Source organism: Streptomyces sp. MMCC 100 (assembly GCF_041538145.2).
GTDB lineage: Bacteria > Actinomycetota > Actinomycetes > Streptomycetales > Streptomycetaceae > Streptomyces.
The window spans coordinates 2413650-2435829 of record NZ_JBGORK020000001.1; the positions used below are offsets into that span (position 1 = coordinate 2413650).

The following is a 22180-nucleotide window of genomic DNA, read 5'->3' on the forward strand; positions in this document are numbered from 1 at the left end:
GCGGCTCGGCGCCGCGCCGGCCGCCCGTCGCCGGGCGGTGAGGACGGCCGGAGGGGACGGCCGGAAGGGACGGCCGGAAGGGGACGGCCGGAAGGGGACGGCCGAGCGTGCGGGCACGGGGTGAGGCCGCTGCGGGTGAACGGTGGATGGACCGGGGCTCAGCCGGGCGTGGCCGTGATCCGCCCCGCCGGGTGGGCGGGGCAACGCTCACGGGACGTTCCTCGTCCGGAAAGATCGACGTTGACGCGAGCACGTCCAGCCCGGCGACAACACCCGTATGCGTGTCGTCATCGTGACCGAATCCTTCCCCCCTGATGTCAACGGCGTCGCCCACTGCGCGCTCCAGACCGCCCGGCACCTCGTGGGCCGCGGTCACGACTGCGTCGTCGTCGCACCGGCCACCTCCGCCGCCGACGAGGCGGACGCGTACGCTCCGTGCCGCGTCGTCCGGATCCCCTCCCTCCCGCTCCCCGGCTACCCCCAGGTCCGCGTCGCCCTGCCCAGCCGCCGGGTCGCCGCGGCGATCGCCGAACACCGCGCCGACCTCGTCCACCTCGCAGGGCCCTTCGTCCTCGGCGTGCGGGGCATGGCCGCCGCCGCCCGGCTCGGCGTCCCGGCCGTCGCCGTCTACCAGACCGACCTCGCCGGCTACGCCCGTACGTACATGGGGGCGGGCGAGGCGGCCGCCTGGCGGCGCATCCGCTCCGTGCACGCCGCCGCCGACCTCACCCTCGCCCCCTCCAGCGCGGCCCTGCGCGACCTCCAGGCGCACGGCGTGCCCAGGGCCGCCCTGTGGCCGCGCGGAGTGGACACCGTCCGTTTCCGGCCCGACCTGCGCGACGAGACGCAGCGCCGCTCCCTCGCCCCGAACGGCGAGCTGATCGTCGGCTACGTCGGCCGCCTCGCCCCCGAGAAGCAGGTGGAGCTGCTGTCCGGCGCCTGCGCCCTGGACGGCGTGCGCGTCGTGGTCGTCGGCGACGGACCCAGCCGGCCCGGACTGGAGCAGACGCTGCCGGGCGCCGTCTTCCTCGGCCGCCGCACCGGCGACGAACTCGCCCGGGTCTTCGCCTCACTGGACGTGTTCGTGCACACCGGCCCCTTCGAAACGTTCTGCCAGACCGTGCAGGAGGCCATGGCGAGCGGTGTGCCCGTCGTCGCGCCGGCGGCGGGCGGACCGCTGGACCTCGTGGCCCACGGACGCACCGGGCTGCTCGTGCCGCCTCGTGACGCCGCCGCCGTCCGGGACGCCGTGTGGTCCCTGTCCGCGGACCCCGGGCTGCGGGGCGCCTACGGTGCCGCCGGGAGGGCCGCGGTGGAGGGGCGCACCTGGGCGGCGGTCGGCGACCGGCTGATCGGCCACTACACGGACGTGCTCGCCTCCCGGAAGGCGGTGCTGGCGGCATGAGCGCGCTGCGGATCGTCCGGCTCGCCAACTTCGTCGCGCCCGCTTCCGGCGGACTGCGCACCGCGCTGCGCGAGCTGGGCAAGGGGTATCGCGCGGCCGGACACGACCCCGTGCTGGTCGTCCCCGGCCGGCACGCCGACGACCGGGAGACCGAGCAGGGCCGCGTGATCACCCTCCCGGGGCCACTGCTGCCGGGCACCGGCGGCTACCGCGTCCTGACCGACCGGAGGCGCGTGGCCGCCCTGCTGGAGGAGCTGGCACCCGACCGCCTGGAGGTGTCCGACCGCACCACCCTGCGGTGGACCGGCAGGTGGGCCCGCCGGGCCAGGGTCCCCGCCGTGATGGTCTCCCACGAGACCACCGACGGCGTGCTGCGCACCTGGGGCCTGTCCGAAGGCGCTGCCCGGCGCACCGCCGACGCCCTCAACGTCCGTACGGCGCACGCCTACGCGCGCGTGGTGTGCACCACGGAGTTCGCCGAACGGGAGTTCGTCCGCATCGGGGCCCGCAACGTCGTACGGGCTCCGCTCGGCGTCGACCTCACCGGACGGCGCCCCGAGCTGCGCGACCCGGGGCTGCGGGCCCGGTACGCGCGCGGGGACGAGACGCTGCTGGTGATGTGCTCCCGGCTGTCCGTGGAGAAGCGGCCCGGTACGGCGCTCGACGCGCTGGCGGAGCTCCGGCGGCGCGGCGGGCGGGCGGTCCTGGTGGTGGCCGGGGACGGGCCGCTGCGCCCGCGACTCGAACAGCGGGCGCGGTCCCGGGGGCTGCCGGTGACCTTCCTCGGACACGTCGCCGACCCGGGGCTGCTCGGCGCCCTCCAGGCGTCCGCCGACGTGTGTCTGGCCCCCGGACCCGCCGAGACCTTCGGGCTCGCCGCGCTGGAGGCGATGGCGTGCGGCACGCCCGTGGTGGCGAGCGCCTCCTCGGCGCTGCCGGAGGTGATCGGCTCCGCCGGGGCCGTCGCCGTCGATCACGCAGACGCCTTCGCGGACGCCGTGGAACTGCTCCTGGCACGCCGGGGAACGGACCGGCGGGAGGCGGCACGCGCGCGTGCGGAGTGTTTCGGCTGGCACACGGCCGTCGAGGCGTTCCTGGCCGCGCACGAGGCGACCCTCCCGACGAGTCCCGTGCTGCCTGAGACCGTGTCGTGAGACGCGTCCGCTTCGTGGCCCTCGGCGACTCGCTGACCGAGGGGGTGGGCGATCCGGTGCCGGGCGGCCGGCGGGGCTGGGCGGCGCTGCTCGCGGCCGGGCTCGCCGAGGAGCCCGTCGCCTTCACCAACCTCGCCCGCGCCGGGGCGCAGACGCGGGACGTGGCCGAGCGACAGCTGCGCGCGGGCCTCGCCCTGCGGCCCGACATCGTGTCCGTCGTCGTGGGCGTCAACGACACCCTGCGCCGCACCTTCGACCTCGGCGCCGTCGCGGCGCGGCTCGACACGGTGTACGCCGAGGTCACCGGGCGGGGCGCGCTGCTGCTCACCGCGTGCCTGCCCGACCCCGGGGCGATGCTCGGACTGCCGGGACCGCTCGCCCGTCCGCCGGCGCGGCGGCAGGGAGCGGTCAACTATGTCGTGCACGCCCTGTCCGACCGGTACGGGGCCGTGCACCTGCACGCGTGCGAGGGCGACTGGACCACGGACCCCGCGATGTGGAGCGCGGACCGGCTGCACCCCGGCGAGCGGGGTCACCGGCAACTGGCCCTGCGCTTCCACGCCCTGCTCGCCGAGCGCGGCGACGCCACGGGGCCCGCGCCGGCGCCCGAGACCGAATTCCAGGCTCCCAGCCGGTCGGCGAGTCTGTGGTGGCTGGCCACCGCGGGAACCGGCTGGGTGGCCCGGCGCTGCACCGACCTGCTGCCGCAACTGCTGGCGCTCGCCGCCGACGAACTGCGGCACCACGCGCGCGGGACGAGCGCCCGGCTCGACCTGCGCGCCTCCGCCGCGGTCTCCGCCGCCCTCGCCGCGCTCCCTACCGCGGAGCGGCCCGAGGCGGTGTGACCCGGGACCGAGTGACGCGCCGACGCCCACCGCACGCGCGTGCACCGTACGCGCGTGCACCGCACCACGCCCGCGGCTGCCCCAGGGCGGCGCGTACGGCGACGTCAGCGCCTGCGGCCGTCCGCGTGGGGTGAGGCGGGAGCGGACGTCGGCGGTCGCGGGTGGGACGGGCCCGGCGGTGTCAGCGTCCGCCCACCGCCACGAAGCGCACCGGTGTGCCCGGTACCGCCTGGGCCGCCGCCGGGAGGTCGGCGGTGCGCACGACGCCGATCACCGGATAGCCGCCGGTCGTCGGGTGGTCGGCCAGGAACACCACCGGCCGGCCGTCGGGCGGCACCTGCACCGCGCCCAGCACCGTGCCCTCGCTGGGGAGTTCGCCCGGGCGGGCACGCTCCAGCGCGGCCCCGTCCACGCGCAGTCCGATGCGGTTGCTCGCGGACGACACGCGGTACACGCACGAGGTGAACGCCCGCACCGCCTCCGGCGTGAACCAGTCGGCGCGTGGACCCGGCGCCACCCGTAGGACCAGCTCCGCCGGGGGCGCCGGCTGTGGGGCGACGTCCACGCGCGCGTGCGGCACGCGCGCTCGCCCCAGGGGCAGCACCGTGCCGTCCGCGAGAGGGGGCGGCCCGAGGCCGGACAGCAGGTCGGTGGAGCGGCTGCCGAGGACCGGCTCGACGAGGACGCCGCCGGAGACGGCCACATAGGAGCGCACCCCGGAGTCGGCCGCCCCGACGTCGAGCAGCGCTCCGGCCGGCACGCCGACCGCAGCGCCCCAGGACACCGGCCGCCCGTCCACCGTCACCGGGCAGGGGGCGCCGCCGACCGCCACCGTCACCGTGCACCGCGGGCGCAGGGCGCAGCCGGTGAGCGTGGTCTCCAGGACGGCGGCGCCGGGCGGATTGCCCACCAGTCGGTTGACCAGCGCCGCGGCGGGCGCGTCGAGCGCCCCGGAGCGGGGGACGCCGAGGTGGGCGTGGCCGGGCCGGCCACGGTCCTGCACGGTGGTCAGGGCGCCGGCCCGGACGACCGTGAGCGCGCGATCCGTCATGGAAGCCCCTGACGTCGCCGAGGGACGAACCGCACGCGCGTGCCGGGTGACAACAGGGCCGCAGGCACGCGCGTGTGGTCCCACAGCACGGCATCCGTGCTGCCGATCAACTGCCAGCCACCCGGCGACGAGCGCGGGTACACGCCCGTGTACGGCCCCGCCAGCCCCACCGAACCGGCCGGTACGGCGGTGCGCGGGGTGCCCCTGCGCGGCACGTCGTAGCGCGCCGGGAGGCCGGTCAGATAGCCGAAGCCGGGAGCGAATCCGCAGAAGGCGACCCGGAACTCGGTGCCCGCGTGGATGCGCGCCACCTCGCCCTCCGCGACCCCCCAGTGCCCGGCCACGTCGGCCAGGTCCGGGCCGTCGTAGCGGACCGGGATCTCGACTACGCGCCCCGCGCGCGGGGGAGCGGCCGGCACCTCGGCGGCCGTCAGCTCGGCCGCGATCCGGACCGGGTCGGCGAGGCCGTCGAGGAGGACGGTGCGGGCCGCAGGGACGATCTCGCGGGCCGTGAGCGTCCCCTCCACGCGGCGCCGCAACAGCTCCGCGTGCAGCGCCTCGGCCTCCTCGACCGAGGACACCTCGACGAGCAGGGCGTCGTCGCCGACCGGCAGGACGTTCACGCGAAGGCCTCCACACGGACGCCGGACGCCTCCAGCCGCTCCCGGACCCGGCGCGCCAGGTCCACCGCCCCGGGCGTGTCGCCGTGCACGCACAGAGAACGCGCCCGGACCTCGACCGGTGCCCCCGAACGGGCGGTGACCCTGCCGGAGCGGGCCAGCCCCACCGCGCGTTCCACGACGGCGTCCGGGTCGGCGACCACGGCACCCTGCTGTCCGCGCGGCACGAGCGTGCCCTCGTCGGTGTACGCCCGGTCCGCGAACGCCTCCGGGACGACCGGCAGCCCCGCCCGCCCGGCCCGTTCCAGCACGCGTGAGCCGGGCAGCCCGAGCACGGGCAGGGCGCCGCCCGCCAGGAGTACGCCGTCGACGACCGCGGCGGCCTGCTCCTCGTCCCGGACCACCCGGTTGTAGAGGGCGCCGTGCGGCTTGACGTACGACACGCGCGTGCCCGCCGCCCGGGCGAAGACCTCCAGGGCGCCGATCTGGTAGGCCACCTCGGCCGCCAGCTCGGCGGACGGCACGTCCATCGCGCGCCGCCCGAAACCGGCCAGGTCCCGGTAGGAGACCTGCGCGCCGATCGTCACGCCCCGCTCGGCCGCGAGTTCGCACACCCGGCGCATGGTGGCCGGGTCCCCGGCGTGGAAGCCGCAGGCGACGTTGGCACTGGTGACGACGGACAGCAGCCCCTCGTCGTCGGTGAGCCGCCAGCGGCCGAAGCCCTCGCCGAGGTCCGCGTTCAGATCGATCGAGGTCATGTCTCCAGTCTTCCCCGTGTCGTCGCGGGCGGTACCGGACCGGTGTCGTGACTCGTGTCGTGGCATCCGGGATCAGCCCACGCGGTACTGGTCGTCACGGGCGTCGGTGAGGAACATCTGTCCCGGCGCGTGGGTGAGCGCGAAGGGCGGCCGCGAGGCCATGACCGCCGCCTGCGGGGTCACGCCGCAGGCCCAGAACACGGGAATGTCGTCCGGCTCGCGCGCCACCGCGTCGCCGAAGTCGGGCCGGTGCAGGTCGTCGATGCCGAGCGCCGACGGGTCGCCGCAGTGCACCGGGCTGCCGTGCACCGCCGGGAGCAGGCTGCTCTCGCGGATCGCCGCCGACAGGTGCGCGGGCGGCACGGGACGCATCGACACCACCATCGGCCCGTGCAGCCGTCCGGCCGGACGGCACCGGCGGGTGGTGACGTACATCGGGACGTTGCGTCCCTGCTCGACGTGACGGATCGGGACGCCCGCCGCGGCCAGCGCCCACTCGAAGGTGAAGCTGCAGCCGATCAGGAACGTCACCAGATCTTCCCGCCAGTACTCGCGCACGTCCGTCGGCTCGTCCACCAGCTCGCCGTCCCGCCACACCCGGTAGCGCGGCAGATCGGTGCGCAGGTCCGCGCCGTCGGCGAGCACGGTGGTCCAGGACCCGGCGTCGGTGACGTCGAGCACCGGGCAGGGCTGCGGGTTGCGGGTGCAGAACAGCAGCATGTCGTACGCCCAGTCGGCGGGCACCGAGATCAGGTTGGCCTGGGTGTGGCCGGCGGCGACCCCGGCCGTGGGGCCGGTCAGCCCCTTCCGGAAGCGGGAGCGGGCCGTTTCCGGGCTCCACGCGTGCGCGTGCTCGTCGACGAGGGCGAGCGGCCGGTCCCCGGTCGCGGGGTGCGGGTGGTTCATGCCAGTTCCTTTCCGCGCGTCTCCGGCAGCCCCAGCAGAGCCAGCGCCGCGATGCCGTAGCCGACGGCGCCGAAGACCAGCGCGCCGCCCACGCCCCAGCTGTCGGCGAGGAAGCCGACCGTGGTGGGGAAGACGGCGCCCACGGCGCGCCCGGTGTTGTACGTGAAGCCCTGGCCCGCGCCCCGTACCGCCGTCGGATACAGCTCGCTGAGATACGAGCCGAAGCCGCTGAAGATGGCCGACATGCAGAAGCCGAGCGGGAAACCCAGTACCAGGAGCAGGGTGTCGGCGCCGCTGGGGATGTTCGCGTACGCCAGGATGCAGACCGCCGACAGCAGCGCGAAGAGCCAGATGTTGCGCCTGCGGCCCAGCACGTCGGTCAGGTGGCCGCCGGTGAGGTACCCGATGAAGGCACCCGAGATGAGGAACGTCAGGTAGCCGCCGGTGCCGACGACCGACAGGTCGCGCTCGTCCTTCAGGTACGTCGGCACCCAGGTGGCGAGGGTGTAGTAGCCGCCCTGGACACCGGTGGAGAGCAGGCTCGCGAAGAGCGTGACGCGCAACAGGCCCGGTGAGCCGGCCGTGCCCGGCTCGAAGATCGCCGCGAACGAGCCCTTGCCCGCGCCCTTCTCGCGTACCTCCGCGGCCCTGGGCGCGTCATGGACGCTGCGCCGCACCCACACCACGAGGAGTGCCGGGAGCGCACCCGTCCAGAACATGACGCGCCAGGCCAGGTCGTCCCCGGCCAGCGAGAACACCAGCGTGTACACGACCACCGCGAGCGCCCAGCCGACGGCCCAGGAGCTCTGGACCGCGCCGAGCGTGCGCCCCCGGTGCCTGGCGCTCGCGTACTCGGCGACCAGGACGGCGCCGACCGCCCACTCGCCGCCGAAGCCGAGGCCCTGGAGGGCGCGGAAGACGAGCAGCGTCTCGTAGTTGGGCGCGAAGCCGCAGGCCACCGTGAACACGGCGTAGGTGATCACGGTGAGCAGCAGTGCCTTGACCCGGCCGACGCGGTCCGCCAGTACGCCCGCGAGCGCGCCGCCGACCGCCGAGACGACCAGCGTGACCGTCGTGAGCAGCCCGGTCTGGCCGCTGTCCAGGCCGAAGTACGCGGCCAGCGCGACCATGGTCAACGGCAGCGTGAAGTAGTCGTACGAATCGAGGGCGTAACCGCCGAACGCGCCGCCGAAGGCGCGGCGGCCCCGCGGGCCGAGGGCGCGCAGCCAGCCGAACGGGCCGTCGTCACAGGCGTGTTCGGCCATGCCGGCGGGACGGGTGCCGGCGGGCGGGGCCTGGGGTGGAGGGGGCGTGCTCATGGTGCACCTCGCAGTGGGAGGACGGAGGGTGCTGGGCGAGCGGTACTTGGTGGCACCGTAGGGGATCGTTCAACGATCCCTCAATACCCCTGTTGTTTCGTTCTGGTATCTGCGATTGAATTCCGGGCATGGCAGAGCAGTTGACGGGACTGGCCGACGACCGCGCCCTCCTCGGGCGTACCAGCACCGCCGAGCGGGTCTCGGACATCCTCAGGAGCCGGATCGCCGAGGGCTACTTCCCACCCGGGACCCGGCTTTCGGAGGACAGCATCGGCGGCGCCCTCGGCGTCTCCCGCAACACCCTGCGCGAGTCGTTCCGCCTGCTCACGCACGAACGCCTGCTCGTCCACGAGCTGAACCGGGGTGTCTTCGTCCGCGTCCTGACGGTCGAGGACGTCGAGGACATCTACCGCACCCGCTCCCTCGTCGAGTGCGCCGTCGTCCGCGGCCTCGGCGAACCGCCGTACTCGCTGGACGGGCTGGCCGAGGCCGTCGAGGACGGGCGCCGGTCGGCCGGTGAAGGTGACTGGAAAGGCGTGGGTACGGCCAACATCCACTTCCACCGGGAGCTGGTCGCCCTCGCCGGCAGCGAACGCACCGACGAACTGATGCGCAGCGTCTTCGCCGAACTGCGCCTCGCCTTCCACGTCGTCGACGACCCGCGGCGCCTGCACGAGCCGTACATCGCCCGGAACGCGGAGCTCCTCGCGACCCTGGAGAGCGGTGAGCGGGAGACGGCGGCGCGACTGCTCGCGGTCTACCTCGAGAACTCGCTGAAGCGGGTCGTGGAGGTCTACCTGCGGCGGGTCGGGGACGACGCGTAGGCCAGGTTCGCACGGTGGCCGGCCACCGTGCCGTCCAGGGGCACAACTGCGTCGTTTGGGTCGATGTCAGACCGAGGACCTAGTCTGTGCACCGTGACTTCGCCTGCATCGACGGACAGCGTTCCGCCCCAGCTCAGCGCGGGGCCGCGCCCCGCACCGGGCCCGGCCGCCGACGAGGGGCTGGCGCGGCGGCTGCGCGCGCTCGCCTGCACGGCGCCGCTGCACGACCTCGACGCACGCAAGGCCAACCTCGCCGGCGAGTACTCGGTGTACGGCATGGCGGAGGTCGCCCTCGCCGCCATCGACCTCGTCACGCTGAACATGGACTTCGACACGGGCGCCGACCACGACCAGATAGTGGCCAGGCTGATCCCGCGCGTCGCCGCCCAGGCCCCGCGCCGCCCCGCCGCCGAGCACGAGCGGGTGGCCCGCTGGGTCCTGGAGAACCTGATCAACGTCGGCAGCGTCGACCGCGGCTTCCGCGCGGTGTACGGCACCTTCGGACCGGACGGCACCTACGTCCGCCGCGACTACGACTTCAAGCTGCTGGAGGAGGTCCCCGGCCCCGGCGGCACCGTCTACCTGCGCACCACCGACGAGGCGGTCAACGTCCTCGTCGGCGCCCTGGACACCGACGTCACCAGCGCCCAGATCGCCGCCGAGGTCAAGCTCGAGGTGCTGATCAGCCGCGGTCGCCTCGCCGACGCCCAGCTCGCCGCCGAACAGGCCCGGTACCGGACCGTCCAGTACTCGGAAACCCTGCGCCGCGCCCTGGACGCCACCCGGCGCAACGTCCGCGCGGTGGACTGGCTCAGCGCCGTCCCCGACATGATCGCCGAGGCCCTGGACCACGTCGCCGACCGCTACCGGCACGAGAACGCGATCCTCACCAACATCCGCAAGGCCCGCGACGAGACCGAGGACGCCGAGCACAAGCGCCGCGCCGCCGAGCTGGTCGACATCGTCAAGGACTGCATCCGCCGCCACACCCAGCTCCAGTCCCGCCTCCTGGAGGCCGGCCCGCTCTTCCGCGCCGAGCAGGACCGGCAGGCCTTCGCCACCCCCCTGACCACCTCCGGCCTCGACCTGTACGGCCACCTCGTCGCCCCCGTCCTGCCGTTGCCCGTGGAGCGGGCGCTCCGCGTCACCGACGCCTTCTTCGCCCGCGGCACCGGGCTGCGCACGCCCGTCTCCGTCCGGGTCGGCGACCTCGTCGACATACTCCTGACTCCACCGGTGGAACGGGAGCACCTGGGCGCCGAGATGCCGGAACCCGACCTCATCGCGACCCCGGACGACAGCCGCTTCAGCGAGGAGCAGCTCGCCGCCGCCATGGAACTGCTCGACCTGCCGCACGACGCCCCGCGCCGGCTCTCGGGGCTGCTGGCCGACGCCCGCGCCCGCGACGCCGAACTGCCGTACCTCGTCGCCCTGCTCGCCGTCCACGCGGCCAGCCCGCCGGTCGGCACCGCCTACCGCCAGGGCGAACCGAAGCTGCTGTTCGCCGTCGACGACGGCACCGAGCTGGACGACCCCGAGTTCGGCGGCGCCGACCTCATCGTCGGCACGGCACTGCTGGACGCGGCGGGCATGGCCGCGGACCGGACGGAGGCGGCATGACGTCCGGCCCACAGCACCCCTCCCGGCGCCCCATCCACCACCACAGCACACCGCGACAGCACAGCGAGGAGTACCGACCGTGACCGAGCACGTCGACCGGAGCGAACCGGAGGCGGGTGCCGCGCCGGCCACCGCTGCCGTCACGCCCGCCGACGCCGCCGACGCGGCGCGGCTCGTCGCCTTCGGCCTCCAGCCCAAGCTGCTGCCCGCCCGCGACCAGGAATACGCAGACCTGCTGCGCCGCTACCGCGAGGACCCGCCCTTCGCACGGCTCGCCGACGCCGTGGCGGCCGGCCTCGGGCTGATCGTCCTGGAGGTGTCCCCCCGCGCGGGGATGGCCGTGACCGCCGCCGAGGACTCGGTGTTCGCCGTCCGCATGGGCGACTACGCGCGTCGCGCCGCCACCGACTCCGGCGACCGCTTCCTGCACGGCCTCGCCCACCTCGCCGTCGCCGCCATGGCCTACCCGCGCCCCGAGGACCTCGCCGACGACGGCTACATCGGCCGCATCACGGTCAACGGCGTGGACGCGTTCGTCCGCCAGGCCTGCCGCAGGCTCGAGGAGCGGGCGGAGCAGCAGGGCGAGAACACCGACCCGGCCACCGACGCCCCGGGCCTGGAGGCCGCCTGGCGGATCTGGGTCAGGCGCAGCGCGACCGGCGCCACCAAGGACGCGCGCAGACTTCCCGGCTCCACCACCGGCATCGTCGGCAAGGCCGCCGCGTTCCTCACCGAGTCCGGCTTCCTCCAGCGCACCGGTGACGACCACGGCGGCACCTACCGGACGACGGCCCGCTACCAGCTCCAAGTACGCGACATGGCGGGCAGCGCCGCCATGGCCGAGCTGCTGGACCTGGGCGTCGTACCGGTCACCGACGGCACCGCGACGCTGCTGCCCGCCGAGGAGACGGACGACCTGGACCTGGTCGCCGACGCCGGCCTGCCCTTCCACTCCTCCTGACCCCGCCCCTGCGACCGCACCGGTCCGACCGCCCCGCCCCGCCCCGTCCGAACGTCCCCTACTTCCGAAGACTTACGAGAGTCCGCCATGTACGAGCTGTCCCGGGTCCGCCTCTACTCCATCGGACCCGCCGGTGCGCGCTACGCCGACACCGTGCTTGACCTGCGCGGTGTGGGCGAACCCGTGCCCGACCCCGCGCCCACGCAGGCGGAGTTCTTCGAGGACGAGCCCGTCGGCCCGCCGCGCCGGCCCGCGCCCGCGGGCGTGCTCTTCCTGGAGAACGGCGGCGGCAAGTCCGTGCTCCTCAAGCTGATCTTCTCGGTGATGCTGCCGGGCCACCGCAACACCCTGGGCGGCGCCAGCTCCGGCGTGCTGCGCAAGTTCCTGCTCGCCGACGACTGCGGCCACGTGGCGCTGGAGTGGCAGCACGTGCAGACCGGCGAGTGCGTCGTCGTCGGCAAGGTCAGCGAGTGGCGCGGACGGCAGGTCTCGGGCGACCCGCGGAAGTTCGCCGAGGCCTGGTACTCCTTCAGGCCCGGACCCGGACTGACCCTGGACAACCTGCCGGTCGCCGAGGCCACCGCCGTACGCCCGCCCGTCGAGGGCGCATCCGGCGCGCAGGGCAGGCGGCGCACCATGAAGGGCTTCCGGGACGCGCTCACCGAGGCGGGCAAGGCCTACCCGCACCTGGAGGTGCACTGGGAGGAGATCCACGACCGCTGGATCGAGCACCTCGGCGACCTCGGACTCGACCCCGAACTCTTCCGCTACCAGCGCGAGATGAACGCCGACGAGGGCGAGGCCGCCGGCCTCTTCGCGGTCAAGAAGGACTCCGACTTCACCGACCTGCTGCTGCGCGCCGTCACCGACACCCGCGACACCGACGGACTCGCCGACCTGGTCGGCGGCTTCGGCAACAAGCTGGGCCGGCGCGCCGAGCTGATCGCCGAACGCGACTTCACCGCCGGGTCCGTCGACCTCCTCGGCCGGATCGTCGAGGCCGCCGAGGCGCGCACCCGCGCGCGGGACATCCACACCGCCGCCGAACGCCGCACCAGGAACCTGGCCCGCCGGCTCTCCGCCCGCGGCGCCCGGGAACGGGTCCGGGCGGGCGACCTCGCCCAGCGGGTCACGGCCGCCGCGTACGCCGTCACACACGCCGAGTCCGCCCGGGACCGCAGCGGTCTCATCGCCGCCGAACTCGCCTACCGGCACGCCTCGCTGGCCCTGACCGGCGCCGAGAAGTCCGCCGCCGCACAGAAGCGCGAACTGGCCGACGCACGCACTCTGCACTCCGCCTGGCAGGCGGCCGAGGCCGTACTGCGCCACCGAGCCGCCGCCGACCGGGTCGCCCGCGTGTCCGCCGCCATCCAGGAGGCCGAACGGGACGCGGCCCCCGCCCTCGCCGCCCGTGCCGAGGCCGCCGTCGATCTCGTCCGCGCCCTGCACGCGGCGGCCGGTAAGGCCGAGCACCACGCCAACGAGGAGGAGGAGAGGTCCGCCGCCCTCCAGGAGGTCAGCGACGCGGCCCACCGCGACTCCACCACCGCCGCCACCGAGGCGCAGCGCGCCCGCAGTGAGGCCGGACACCTGCGCCAGCGCCTCACCGAGGTCGAGCAGGAGACCGCCGAGGCCGTCCGCGCCGGCTGGCTGGACGACAGCGCTCCCGACGCCGACCCCGCCCGCGCGGCGCTCGCGGCCAGCGACGCGGAGAAGACGACCGTCGCCGCCTGGGACACCGCCCGCGAGGCGGCCCGCCGGGCCACCGAGCACGCCCGCGAGGCCGCCGCCGCGGAGAACCGCGCCGAACTGACCGCGGCCCGCGCGGCGGACGCGGCCACCGCGGCCGAGCGCGCCCACGCGGGCGAGCGGCGCACCGCCGAGGCACTGGCCGCGGAGGAACGGCTCGCCGAGCTGCTCGGCCTGGCCGCCGAGGCCCGACCGGGCATTCCCCAGCCCCGCCGGGATGCGGACCGCGACGACCGGGCCGCCGCTCCCACGGCAACGGACGGCGCGCTCACCCCCGAGGAACTCGACCGCTTCGCCGACGAACTGCGCGAGCTGCTCGACGGCACCGTCTCCTCCGCCGAGCGCCAGCTGTTCGAGCTGCGCACCGCCGCGGCCGACGACTCACGCATCCTCGGCGCGCTCGGCGACGGGGGACTGCTGCCGCCGGGACCCGACGTGCTGGCCACCGTCGAGTTCCTCGGCGAGCACGGCATTCCCGCCCTGCCCGGCTGGCGCTACCTCGCCCAGGCCGTCGACCCCGCCGACCACGCACGCGTGCTGGCCGCCCGCCCCGAGCTGGTCGACGGCGTGATCATCACCGACCCCGAGTCGCACACCCGCGCCCGCGAGGTCCTCGGCGACGCGGCCCTGCTGCCGCGCTCCGCCGTCGCCGTCGGCACGGCCGCCGCCCTCCTCGCCCCGACCCCGGCCCCCGAGTCCGGCGCCGGGGACGTCTTCCTCGTACCGCCGAACCCGGCCATGCACGACGAGCAGGCCGCCGACGAGGAGCGGCACGCGCTGCGCGCACGGGCGGGCGAGCGGGACGAGGAGATCCGCACCCTCGCCGCCCGCCTCGGCAAGGACCGTGAGCTGGCGGCCCGGCTCGCCTCCTGGCGCACCGGCTGCCCCGCCGGACGCCTCGCGGAACTCGCCCGGACCGCCGAGGAGGCCCGCGCCTTCGCCGAGGAGACCGAGGCCGAGCTGACCGAGGCCCGCACCGTGCGGGCCGAGGCCGACGAGAGCGCCGCCGAGGCCGTCCACCTGAGGGACGAGCGGCAGGAGGCCGCGCAGAAGGCCCGCCGCGCCGCCGACGCCCTCGCCGGACTCGCCTTCCGGCTGCGCGAACGCGCCGGCTGGCAGGTCAGGCTCCGTGAACTGGCCGACGAGGGCGCCGAGTCCGAGGCCCGCGCCCAGGCCTGCCTGGAGCGGGCCCGCGCCGCCGACGAGGACCGGCGCGCCGCCCAGCGTGCCGCCGACGACGCCCGCCGCACCGCGCGGGCACTGCGCGCCGAGCGCTCCGAGATCGCCGGTGCCCCCGACGACGTACCCGAGGACGGAAACGGGGACGGGACCGGGGCTGCGACCGACAGCCGAACGGGCGCGTCCAAGGCCTCCCTGCCCGACCTGCGCGAGGCCTACCGCGCGGCTTCCCAGGTGTACGAGAAGGTCGGTGTCGGCGCCGACCTGCGCGCCGAACAGGCCCGTGCGGAGAGCGACGAGAGCGCGGCCCGCGCGGAGCTGGACCGGCTCAGCAACAAGGTCCGCACGCGCGCCGGACAGCTCCTCGAGTCGCCCGACGGCTCCGACGGGCCCTCCCGGCAGGCCGCCGCCGCCCGCGCCGAGGAACTGGTGCAGCTCCTGGAGACCCGCATGTCCAGCGCGAGCGAACAGCTCGGCCGGCTGCGCGGCGAAGCCGAACGGCACGCACCCGAGGACGGCGACCGCCACACCGACCTGCCCGAGGAACTTCAGCCGCGCGACGCCGAGCACGCGCAGACCCTGCTGCGCACGGCGACCGCCGAACTCGCCTCCCGCACCGAGGCGCTGGCCCAGGCCCGCGAGGCCCACGCCGAACTCCTCGACGCGCACCGCGCCGCCGAGGACGCGGCCGGCGGCTTCGACGAGATCGCCGCCATGCTCCGCGACCTGCTGCGCGAGCACGCGCCCGAGGAGGAGCAGGAGGAGTCCGAGCCGTACGCCGGCGACCTGGAGGAGGCCCGCAGGGCCGCCGCCGAGGCACGCCGCTCGCTGCGCGGCTGCGCCGCCGACCTGTCCGCCGCCGAGGCCGCCGTGCGCGAGGCGAGTGACGTACTCGTCCGGCACGCCAACTCCACCCGCTACGAGCAGGTCCGCACCCCGGCCCGCCAGCAGATCCGCGAACTGCCCGCGGCCGCGCTGCCCGAGCATGCCGCCAAGTGGGCGGACGCCTTCGCGCCCCGGCTCCGGGTCCTCACCGACGAGCTGTCCCAGCTGGAGCGCAACCGCGACTCGATCGTGGACCGGCTGCGCGGCCTGGTCGAGTCCGCCCTCGCCACCCTCCGCTCCGCCCAGCGGCTCTCCCGGCTGCCGGAGGGCCTCGGCGAGTGGTCCGGGCAGGAGTTCCTGCGCATCCGCTTCGAGGAGCCCGACCAGGCCACCCTGACCGAGCGGCTCGGCGAGGTCGTCGACGAGGCCACCCGCGCCGCCGTGAAGAAGAACTCCGACCTGCGCCGCGACGGCATGTCCCTGCTGCTGCGCGGCGTCGCCGCCGCCCTACAGCCCAAGGGCGTCGCCGTCGAGATCCTCAAGCCCGACGCCGTACTGCGCGCCGAACGCGTCCCCGTCGGCCAGATGGGCGACGTCTTCTCCGGCGGCCAGCTGCTCACCGCCGCCATCGCCCTGTACTGCACGATGGCCGCACTGCGCAGCAACGACCGCGGTCGCGACCGGCACCGCCACGCCGGCACCCTGTTCCTCGACAACCCCATCGGCCGCGCCAACGCCACCTACCTGCTGGAGCTCCAGCGGGCCGTCTCCGACGCGCTCGGCGTCCAGCTCCTGTACACCACAGGCCTGTTCGACACGACCGCGCTGGCCGAGTTCCCGCTGGTCATCCGGCTGCGCAACGACGCCGACCTCAGGGCGGGCCTGAAGTACATCAGCGTGGAGGAGCACCTGAGGCCGGGCCTGCCCCAGCCCGTCCCGGCCGCCGAGGGAGAGGGCGAGGCGGTGCACAGCGAGATCACGGCGACCCGCATGTTCAAACGCCCCGCACAGTCGCCCGCGTAGCCGGTCGGCGAGCCGGGGCCGGAGAACGACCGTGCCGGCGAACGGGCCGAGTGCGTCCGCTGCACGGCCGCCAGGGACGGCCGGGCGACCGTCGCCCCACCGCTCAGGGGTGCGACAGCTGTCCCGCGCCGCCCCGCCGGCCTATCCGCTCCCGGCCCCCCTCGGCTGCCCGGGCCTGCCGCCGAGCCCGGCGACGCTCACGGCGCATGGCCCGCGCGGTACTGCTCGGCACCGACACCACACCGTGCCGCTGGTTCCACACCTGTCGGGTCACCCACACGTCCAGCACGCCCCACGTGGCCACCACCGTGCCCGCGACACTCGCGAGCACCATCGGGAACGCCAGCCAGGACTCCGCCAGCGTGCACAGAAAAGCCACCATCGCCAGTATCAGCGTCACGGCCACGACGAGTACCGCGCGCACGGCCGCCGTACGCACCGGATCCGGCATCCGCCGACGCCGCGCGGGCTCCTCGCTCCACAACGGCCGGTACCCCGGCGGGCGTTCACCCGCCCCCGTGTCCGGCCCGGCCGCCGCGACGCCGCGATCCGGTGCCTCCGAGGCCACCGGCGCGCTCACCCCGGTCACGCCACCTTCCGGCGCCCCGCGCCGCTCCGCCGTGCCCATCGACATGTCACTCCCCACCGCCAGCAGACAGCTCGCCCGTGTCCCAGGACACGGCTCCCCTCTGGCTGCCCGGCTTGCGCCGCTTTACGCCACCCGGGGGCGGCATGCGGCTCCTGTGGCCGATTCCGCCTCCATTTCCCGTAGTGAAGGACGAACGACGGGTCCCCAAGATTCCCGGAAACCCCGCGCAGTCGAAGAATTTCGGCCAATCCGCCCGTCACGCCGGAACGACGGCCTCGCATTCGTCGGCCGATCCGGGGGCGCAATCTCCCGTAATGACCGGACAACTGACCATCGTCGACCCGAGGTACGGAAGTTCGGCCTCCGGATGGGTCTTCGAGTTACCTGTGGGTCGGTAGTAGGCTCGCGCCGTTTGTTGACGCACATGTGTACCCCCCACCGGTGGGGGTCGAGCTGGGGGAGGCCATGCGCTTTCGCGGGAAGTCGATCCGCCGGAAGATCGTGGCGCTGCTCCTCGTGCCGCTGGTGTCCCTGACCGCGATCTGGGCCTTCGCCACGGTACTGACGGGACGTGAGGCGGCACAGCTGTTCAGCGTCTCGACCGTCGTCGAGAAGATCGGCTACCCGGTCGAGGACACCGTCCGCGTCCTGCAGCAGGAGCGCCGCCAGACCCTCGTCCACCTCGCCGACCCGCGCGCCTCCGACGGACTCGCCGCCCTGCAGCGCAGCCGCACCGCCACCGACGAGGCCGTCGCCGAGATCCGCCGCAACGCCGCCGACGCCGGTGTACGGGACGACCTCGGCCGGGCCGGGGAAGAACGGCTCACCGCCGTACTGGACGCCTTCGACGGCATCGGCTCCCTGCGCCGCAGCGTCGAGGACGGCACCGTGAACCGCGCGCAGGCCCTCGGCCTCTACAACCGCCTGGTCGACCCCTGCCACGACCTGCTCGCCAACCTCGACGTCGTCGACGAGGTCGGCCTGGACAAGCAGTACCGCGCGCTCGTCAACGTCTCCCGTGCCCGCGAATTGCTCTCCCGCGAGGACGCCCTCCTCGGCTCCGCCCTGGTCACCGGACAGCTCACCCGCACGGAGACACGGGACGTCTCCGACCTCGTGGCGCAGCGCACCATGATGTACGACATCAATCTGCCGCTGCTGCCCGCCACCGAACGCGGCCGCTACCAGCGCTTCTGGAAGAACGCCTCCTCCGCCCCCCTCCGGGTCGCCGAGCAGGCCGCCGTCTCCTCCGACACCGGCATGCCGCGCGGTGTCACCGCCCAGAGCTGGGACACCGCCGCCGGAAGCGTCCTGAAGGAACTCGGCGAACTCGACGACAGCGCCGCCGACCGCTACCAGGACCGCGTCGACCCCGTCGCCACCAGCACCATCGCCAAGGCCGTCATCGCCGGAGCGCTCGGTCTGATCGCCCTGCTGTACTCACTCTTCCTGTCCGTGCGCGTCGGCCGTTCCCTCATCCGTGACCTCAAGCAGCTGCGCCTGGAGGCCCACGAAGCCTCCGGCGTCCGCCTGCCCAGCGTGATGCGCCGGCTGTCGGCGGGCGAGGAGGTCGACGTCGAGACCGAGGTGCCGCGCCTCGAGTACGACAGGAACGAGATGGGCGAGGTCGGCCAGGCCCTCAACACCCTCCAGCGGGCCGCCGTGGAGGCCGCAGTCAAACAGGCAGAACTCCGCGCGGGGGTCTCCGAGGTCTTCGTCAACCTCGCGCGCCGCAGCCAGGTGCTCCTGCACAAGCAGCTCACCCTGCTCGACACCATGGAGCGCAGGACCGAGGACACCGAGGAACTCGCCGACCTGTTCCGCCTGGACCACCTGACCACGCGCATGCGCCGGCACGCCGAGGGTCTGGTCATCCTCTCCGGGGCCGCGCCCTCCCGGCAGTGGCGCAAGCCCGTCCAGCTCATGGACGTGGTGCGGGCCGCCGTCGCCGAGGTCGAGGACTACGAGCGCATCGAGGTCCGCAGGCTGCCGCGCGTCGCCGTCACCGGACCGGCGGTCGCCGACCTGACCCACCTGGTGGCCGAACTCCTGGAGAACGCCACGGTGTTCTCGCCGCCGCACACCGCGGTCCAGGTGCTGGGCGAGCGCGTCGCCAACGGCTTCACCCTGGAGATCCACGACCGAGGCCTGGGCATGGCCGCCGACGCCCTCCTCGACGCCAACCTCCGGCTGGCCGAGACGCCCGAGTTCGAGCTGTCCGACACCGACCGGCTCGGCCTGTTCGTCGTCAGCCGGCTCGCCCAGCGGCAGAACGTCCGGGTGTCCCTGCAGCCCTCTCCGTACGGCGGCACCACCGCGGTCGTCTTCGTCCCGGACGCGCTGCTCACCGACGACGCCCCGGACACCAACGGCGTCGGCTTCCGCCTCGACCGTCCCCAGCCCGTCAAGGAGAAGGAGCGGGAGGAGAGCCGTCGTTCCGCGCTCTCCCACGTGCCCGCCCGACTCTCCGAGCGGCCGGCCGCGATGCTGGACGGCCCGGTCGAACTGGAGGCGCCCGTCGACCTCGACGCCCTCGACCTGCCGGGCGTGCTCGACGACCAGGACAGCGAACGCGGCGCCCTGTTCCGCCCGCGCCGCTCACTCGTCGCGGCCGACGACGACCAGTCGGCCCGCCGCCCCGGACGGCGACACCCCGAGCCCCGTCACGGCGACGATCCGGCCGAGGACGGGACCGGGGCGGACGCACCGGTCGCGCTGCCGCGCCGCCGTACCCCCAAGCTGGTCAGCTCGCACGGGCGCCCGGTCCCCGAACGGTCCGCCCGGGACACCGCCGACGAGCCGCCCGCGACCGGCACGGACCGGACTGAGCACCCGGCCGTACCCCGGACCCGGGCGGACGAGCTCCCGGCCCTGCCCGCCCGCCGCCGGGGAGACCGCGCCGGCGATCGCACCGGTGGCCGCGCCGAGGGCCCCGCCACCGGCCGCGACGGCGACGTGCCACGCGCCCGCGAGGACGCTCCGTCCGCGAACGCCGAGCCCGGTGCACTGCCCCGGCGCGTACGGCAGGCCAGCCTGGCCCCTCAGCTCAGGCAGAGCCCCGAACCGTCCACCGAGGACCGCTCCGACCCCGCCGACCGCGACGCCGACGAGGTCCGCAGCCGTATGGCCTCGCTCCAGCGCGGCTGGCAGCGCGGCCGCAAGGAGAACGCCGCGGGTGACGACCCAGCCGGCGGCACAGCACCACCAGCACCATCAGCACCACGAGGAACGACTAAGGGGGACGGTCGATGACCGCACCGAAGGCGACCGGCCACACCGCGACCAGGTCCGGGGAGCTGAACTGGCTCCTCGACGACCTGGTGGACCGTGTCGCGAGCATCCGCAAGGCCGTCGTCCTGTCCGGCGACGGCCTGGCGACGGGCGCATCCAAGGACCTCACCCGGGAGGACAGCGAGCACCTGGCCGCCGTGGCGTCCGGATTCCACAGCCTCGCCAAGGGCGTGGGCCGGCACTTCGAGGCGGGCAGCGTCCGCCAGACGGTCGTCGAACTCGACGAGGCCTTCCTCTTCGTCACGGCCGCCGGCGACGGGAGCTGTCTGGCCGTGCTATCCGACGCCGACTCGGACGTCGGCCAGGTCGCCTACGAGATGACCCTGCTGGTCAAGCGGGTCGGCGTGCACCTGGGCACCGCTCCGCGCACCGATCTGCCCTCCGGCGGGTAAGTGGGATGACATGAGCGCAGACGGTCAGGGAAGAAACCACTGGTTCGACGACGAGGCCGGCCCCGTCGTCCGTCCGTACGCCATGACGCGCGGCCGCACCACCAGCGCGGCCCAGCACCGCCTCGACCTGATCGCGGTGGTCGTCACGGAACCCCACGCGGACGATCCCGAGGCGGACGTCACCCTCTCCCCGGAGCACGTGGACATCGTCGGCCTGTGCCGCGACACCCCGCAGTCGGTCGCCGAACTCGCCGCCGAACTCGACCTCCCCGTCGGGGTCGTGCGGGTCCTGGTCGGCGACCTCGTGGACATCGAACTCGTCCACGTGAACCGGCCCGTACCCCCGGCCGAGCTGCCGGACGAGAACATCCTGCGCGACGTGATCAACGGGTTGAGGGCACTGTGAGCCGGCCCCCGGACACGTCGGGCGGCGGCACGTTAAGGAGAAGAGACCGATGATCTTCGGGCGTTCCCAGCGCGGCAAGCCGCCGGTCGAGCCCGTCACGCTCAAGATCCTGGTGGCCGGCGGGTTCGGCGTGGGCAAGACCACGCTCGTCGGCGCGGTCAGCGAGATCAGACCGCTGCGCACCGAGGAACTGCTCACCGAGGCCGGGCGGCCCGTCGACGACGTCAGCGGCATGGAGGGCAAGCACACCACCACGGTGGCCATGGACTTCGGGCGGATCACCCTGCGCGAGGACCTGGTGCTGTACCTCTTCGGCACGCCCGGCCAGGAGCGGTTCTGGTTCATGTGGGACGAGTTGTCCGAGGGCGCGCTGGGCGCCGTCGTCCTGGCCGACACCCGGCGCCTGGAGGACTGCTTCGCCGCCGTCGACTACTTCGAGCGGCGCTCCATCCCGTTCGTGGTCGGCGTCAACTGCTTCGAGGGATCGGCGCGCTACCCGGCCGAAACCGTCCGCCAGGCGCTCGATCTCGACGAGGACGTGCCCCTGCTGATGTGCGACGCCAGGGACCGGGAGTCCGTCAAGGAGGTCCTCATCGGCGTCGTCCAGCACGCGATGGCCCAGGCGGCGGACCGCCGCAGCGCCGTCACGACCTGAACGACAGTCCACCCCGCCGGCCCCGTGCGGGTCGCGGCACGGCCGGCGGCGAAGCGCCGAGTGGGCACGCAGCAGGGGAGGCCGAGTAGGCCCGTCCCCGCAGGGGACCCCGAGTGGGCATCCAGCAGGGGGCGCCGGCGCACGACCACGCTGAAGGCCCCCACCTCACCGGCGCACACCACCGGCCATCCGCCGCCCCCGCCCCCTGGCGCCGCGGCACCCCGGCCCGCGCCCCCAGCTCTCCCACACCCGCCTGTGCCCGCCCGCTGCTGCTTCGGGGAAGCGGCGGGCGGGAGCGACGCGCAAGCGGTAACGGGCGGGCACGGCGCGGAGGCGGGAGCGGTGCAGGCACGGGAGCACAAGCCGGCAGGCGCGGCGCGGGCACAGCCTCGGATCGGCGCGGAAGACAGAGCGGGCGGGCACCGCGCGGAAGCAGCAATGGTGCAGGCCCGGCGCGGCGCGCCCGATCCCGTGTCCGTGCCGCGCCCGATCCCGTGTCCGTGCCGCGCCCGATCCCGTGTCCGTGCCGCGCCCGATCCCGTGTCCGTGCCGCGCCCGATCCCGTGTCCGTGCCGCGCCCGATCCCGTGTCCGTGCCGCGCCCGATCC

At 74.8% G+C, this 22180-nt stretch carries 17 protein-coding genes; 11 read left to right on the forward strand and 6 right to left on the reverse strand.

The annotated features are described in order from the left end of the window. Nucleotides 1-277 precede the first annotated feature (277 nt). From ABS735_RS11145 to ABS735_RS11155, 3 genes are read left to right on the forward strand one after another with little or no spacing between them, the layout of a single operon-like run. Nucleotides 278-1405 carry a glycosyltransferase family 4 protein gene (locus ABS735_RS11145; protein ID WP_373906255.1) on the forward strand — a complete coding sequence of 376 codons (1128 nt, stop codon included), beginning with the start codon at nt 278-280 and terminating at the stop codon, nt 1403-1405. Next, nucleotides 1402-2559 (forward strand): glycosyltransferase, encoded by a 1158-nt coding sequence (locus tag ABS735_RS11150; RefSeq protein WP_373906254.1) that lies wholly within the window; start codon nt 1402-1404, stop codon nt 2557-2559. The genes ABS735_RS11145 and ABS735_RS11150 overlap by 4 nt, the downstream gene beginning before the upstream one ends. Further along, a complete protein-coding gene (locus tag ABS735_RS11155; RefSeq protein WP_373906253.1) occupies nt 2556-3404 on the forward strand; it encodes an SGNH/GDSL hydrolase family protein in 849 nt (282 codons plus the stop codon). Before ABS735_RS11150 ends, ABS735_RS11155 begins: the two co-directional genes overlap by 4 nt. A gap of 181 nt (nt 3405-3585) precedes the next feature. Here the strand turns inward: ABS735_RS11155 and ABS735_RS11160 are convergent, their stop codons facing one another. From ABS735_RS11160 to ABS735_RS11180, 5 genes are all read right to left on the reverse strand, one after another. Further along, the gene (locus ABS735_RS11160) at nt 3586-4455 is read right to left on the reverse strand and encodes a 5-oxoprolinase subunit C family protein (RefSeq protein WP_373906252.1); all 870 of its coding nucleotides are present in this window, start codon (nt 4453-4455) and stop codon (nt 3586-3588) included. Then, entirely contained in the window at nt 4452-5078 is a 627-nt protein-coding gene (gene pxpB / locus ABS735_RS11165) for a 5-oxoprolinase subunit PxpB (protein ID WP_373906251.1), read from the reverse strand. Before pxpB ends, ABS735_RS11160 begins: the two co-directional genes overlap by 4 nt. Beyond that, nucleotides 5075-5833 carry a LamB/YcsF family protein gene (locus ABS735_RS11170; protein ID WP_373906250.1) on the reverse strand — a complete coding sequence of 253 codons (759 nt, stop codon included), beginning with the start codon at nt 5831-5833 and terminating at the stop codon, nt 5075-5077. The genes pxpB and ABS735_RS11170 overlap by 4 nt, the downstream gene beginning before the upstream one ends. 72 nt (nt 5834-5905) lie before the next feature. After that, entirely contained in the window at nt 5906-6739 is an 834-nt protein-coding gene (locus tag ABS735_RS11175) for a putative hydro-lyase (protein ID WP_373906249.1), read from the reverse strand. After that, on the reverse strand, nt 6736-8058 hold the full coding sequence (locus ABS735_RS11180; protein WP_373906248.1) for an MFS transporter: 1323 nt from the start codon (nt 8056-8058) through the stop codon (nt 6736-6738). The genes ABS735_RS11175 and ABS735_RS11180 overlap by 4 nt, the downstream gene beginning before the upstream one ends. A 128-nt stretch (nt 8059-8186) precedes the next feature. Here ABS735_RS11180 and ABS735_RS11185 point away from each other — a divergent pair, with 128 nt between their 5' ends. From ABS735_RS11185 to ABS735_RS11200, 4 genes are all read left to right on the forward strand, one after another. After that, nucleotides 8187-8882 (forward strand): GntR family transcriptional regulator, encoded by a 696-nt coding sequence (locus tag ABS735_RS11185; protein WP_373906247.1) that lies wholly within the window; start codon nt 8187-8189, stop codon nt 8880-8882. Between the two features lie 93 nt (nt 8883-8975). Continuing rightward, nucleotides 8976-10502: a hypothetical protein gene (locus ABS735_RS11190; RefSeq protein ID WP_373906246.1), complete on the forward strand. Its 1527-nt coding sequence runs from the start codon at nt 8976-8978 to the stop codon at nt 10500-10502. 79 nt (nt 10503-10581) lie between these two features. After that, nucleotides 10582-11463, forward strand: a complete 882-nt coding sequence (locus tag ABS735_RS11195) for a hypothetical protein (protein ID WP_373906245.1) — start codon at nt 10582-10584, stop codon at nt 11461-11463. Between the two features lie 87 nt (nt 11464-11550). Continuing rightward, a complete protein-coding gene (locus tag ABS735_RS11200) occupies nt 11551-16239 on the forward strand; it encodes a hypothetical protein (protein ID WP_373906244.1) in 4689 nt (1562 codons plus the stop codon). Nucleotides 16240-16342: 103 nt separating this feature from the next. Here the strand turns inward: ABS735_RS11200 and ABS735_RS11205 are convergent, their stop codons facing one another. Then, on the reverse strand, nt 16343-16867 hold the full coding sequence (locus tag ABS735_RS11205; protein WP_373906568.1) for a hypothetical protein: 525 nt from the start codon (nt 16865-16867) through the stop codon (nt 16343-16345). Between the two features lie 426 nt (nt 16868-17293). On the opposite strand from ABS735_RS11205, the gene ABS735_RS11210 reads away from it, so the two are divergent. The 4 genes from ABS735_RS11210 to ABS735_RS11225 are packed head-to-tail and all read left to right on the forward strand — an operon-like array spanning nt 17294 to nt 21572. Further along, nucleotides 17294-20080: a nitrate- and nitrite sensing domain-containing protein gene (locus ABS735_RS11210; protein ID WP_373906567.1), complete on the forward strand. Its 2787-nt coding sequence runs from the start codon at nt 17294-17296 to the stop codon at nt 20078-20080. After that, on the forward strand, nt 20077-20511 hold the full coding sequence (locus ABS735_RS11215; RefSeq protein ID WP_373906243.1) for a roadblock/LC7 domain-containing protein: 435 nt from the start codon (nt 20077-20079) through the stop codon (nt 20509-20511). Before ABS735_RS11210 ends, ABS735_RS11215 begins: the two co-directional genes overlap by 4 nt. 10 nt (nt 20512-20521) lie before the next feature. Next, the gene (locus tag ABS735_RS11220) at nt 20522-20917 is read left to right on the forward strand and encodes a DUF742 domain-containing protein (protein ID WP_076973432.1); all 396 of its coding nucleotides are present in this window, start codon (nt 20522-20524) and stop codon (nt 20915-20917) included. A 49-nt stretch (nt 20918-20966) separates the two neighbouring features. Beyond that, nucleotides 20967-21572, forward strand: a complete 606-nt coding sequence (locus ABS735_RS11225) for a GTP-binding protein (RefSeq protein WP_373906242.1) — start codon at nt 20967-20969, stop codon at nt 21570-21572. The last annotated feature ends 608 nt before the right edge of the window (nt 21573-22180 follow it).

Bases quoted from the DNA above. Each gene is read 5' to 3' on its own strand.
- ABS735_RS11160 (WP_373906252.1), bottom strand. From the start codon at position 4,455: ATGACGGATCGCGCGCTCACGGTCGTCCGGGCCGGCGCCCTGACCACC.
- ABS735_RS11215 (WP_373906243.1), top strand. From the start codon at position 20,077: ATGACCGCACCGAAGGCGACCGGCCACACCGCGACCAGGTCCGGGGAG.
- ABS735_RS11220 (WP_076973432.1), top strand. From the start codon at position 20,522: ATGAGCGCAGACGGTCAGGGAAGAAACCACTGGTTCGACGACGAGGCC.
- ABS735_RS11185 (WP_373906247.1), top strand. From the start codon at position 8,187: ATGGCAGAGCAGTTGACGGGACTGGCCGACGACCGCGCCCTCCTCGGG.
- ABS735_RS11175 (WP_373906249.1), bottom strand. From the start codon at position 6,739: ATGAACCACCCGCACCCCGCGACCGGGGACCGGCCGCTCGCCCTCGTC.
- ABS735_RS11180 (WP_373906248.1), bottom strand. From the start codon at position 8,058: ATGAGCACGCCCCCTCCACCCCAGGCCCCGCCCGCCGGCACCCGTCCC.
- ABS735_RS11150 (WP_373906254.1), top strand. From the start codon at position 1,402: ATGAGCGCGCTGCGGATCGTCCGGCTCGCCAACTTCGTCGCGCCCGCT.
- ABS735_RS11225 (WP_373906242.1), top strand. From the start codon at position 20,967: ATGATCTTCGGGCGTTCCCAGCGCGGCAAGCCGCCGGTCGAGCCCGTC.
- ABS735_RS11170 (WP_373906250.1), bottom strand. From the start codon at position 5,833: ATGACCTCGATCGATCTGAACGCGGACCTCGGCGAGGGCTTCGGCCGC.
- ABS735_RS11200 (WP_373906244.1), top strand. From the start codon at position 11,551: ATGTACGAGCTGTCCCGGGTCCGCCTCTACTCCATCGGACCCGCCGGT.
- ABS735_RS11205 (WP_373906568.1), bottom strand. From the start codon at position 16,867: ATGGGCACGGCGGAGCGGCGCGGGGCGCCGGAAGGTGGCGTGACCGGG.
- ABS735_RS11210 (WP_373906567.1), top strand. From the start codon at position 17,294: ATGCGCTTTCGCGGGAAGTCGATCCGCCGGAAGATCGTGGCGCTGCTC.
- ABS735_RS11145 (WP_373906255.1), top strand. From the start codon at position 278: ATGCGTGTCGTCATCGTGACCGAATCCTTCCCCCCTGATGTCAACGGC.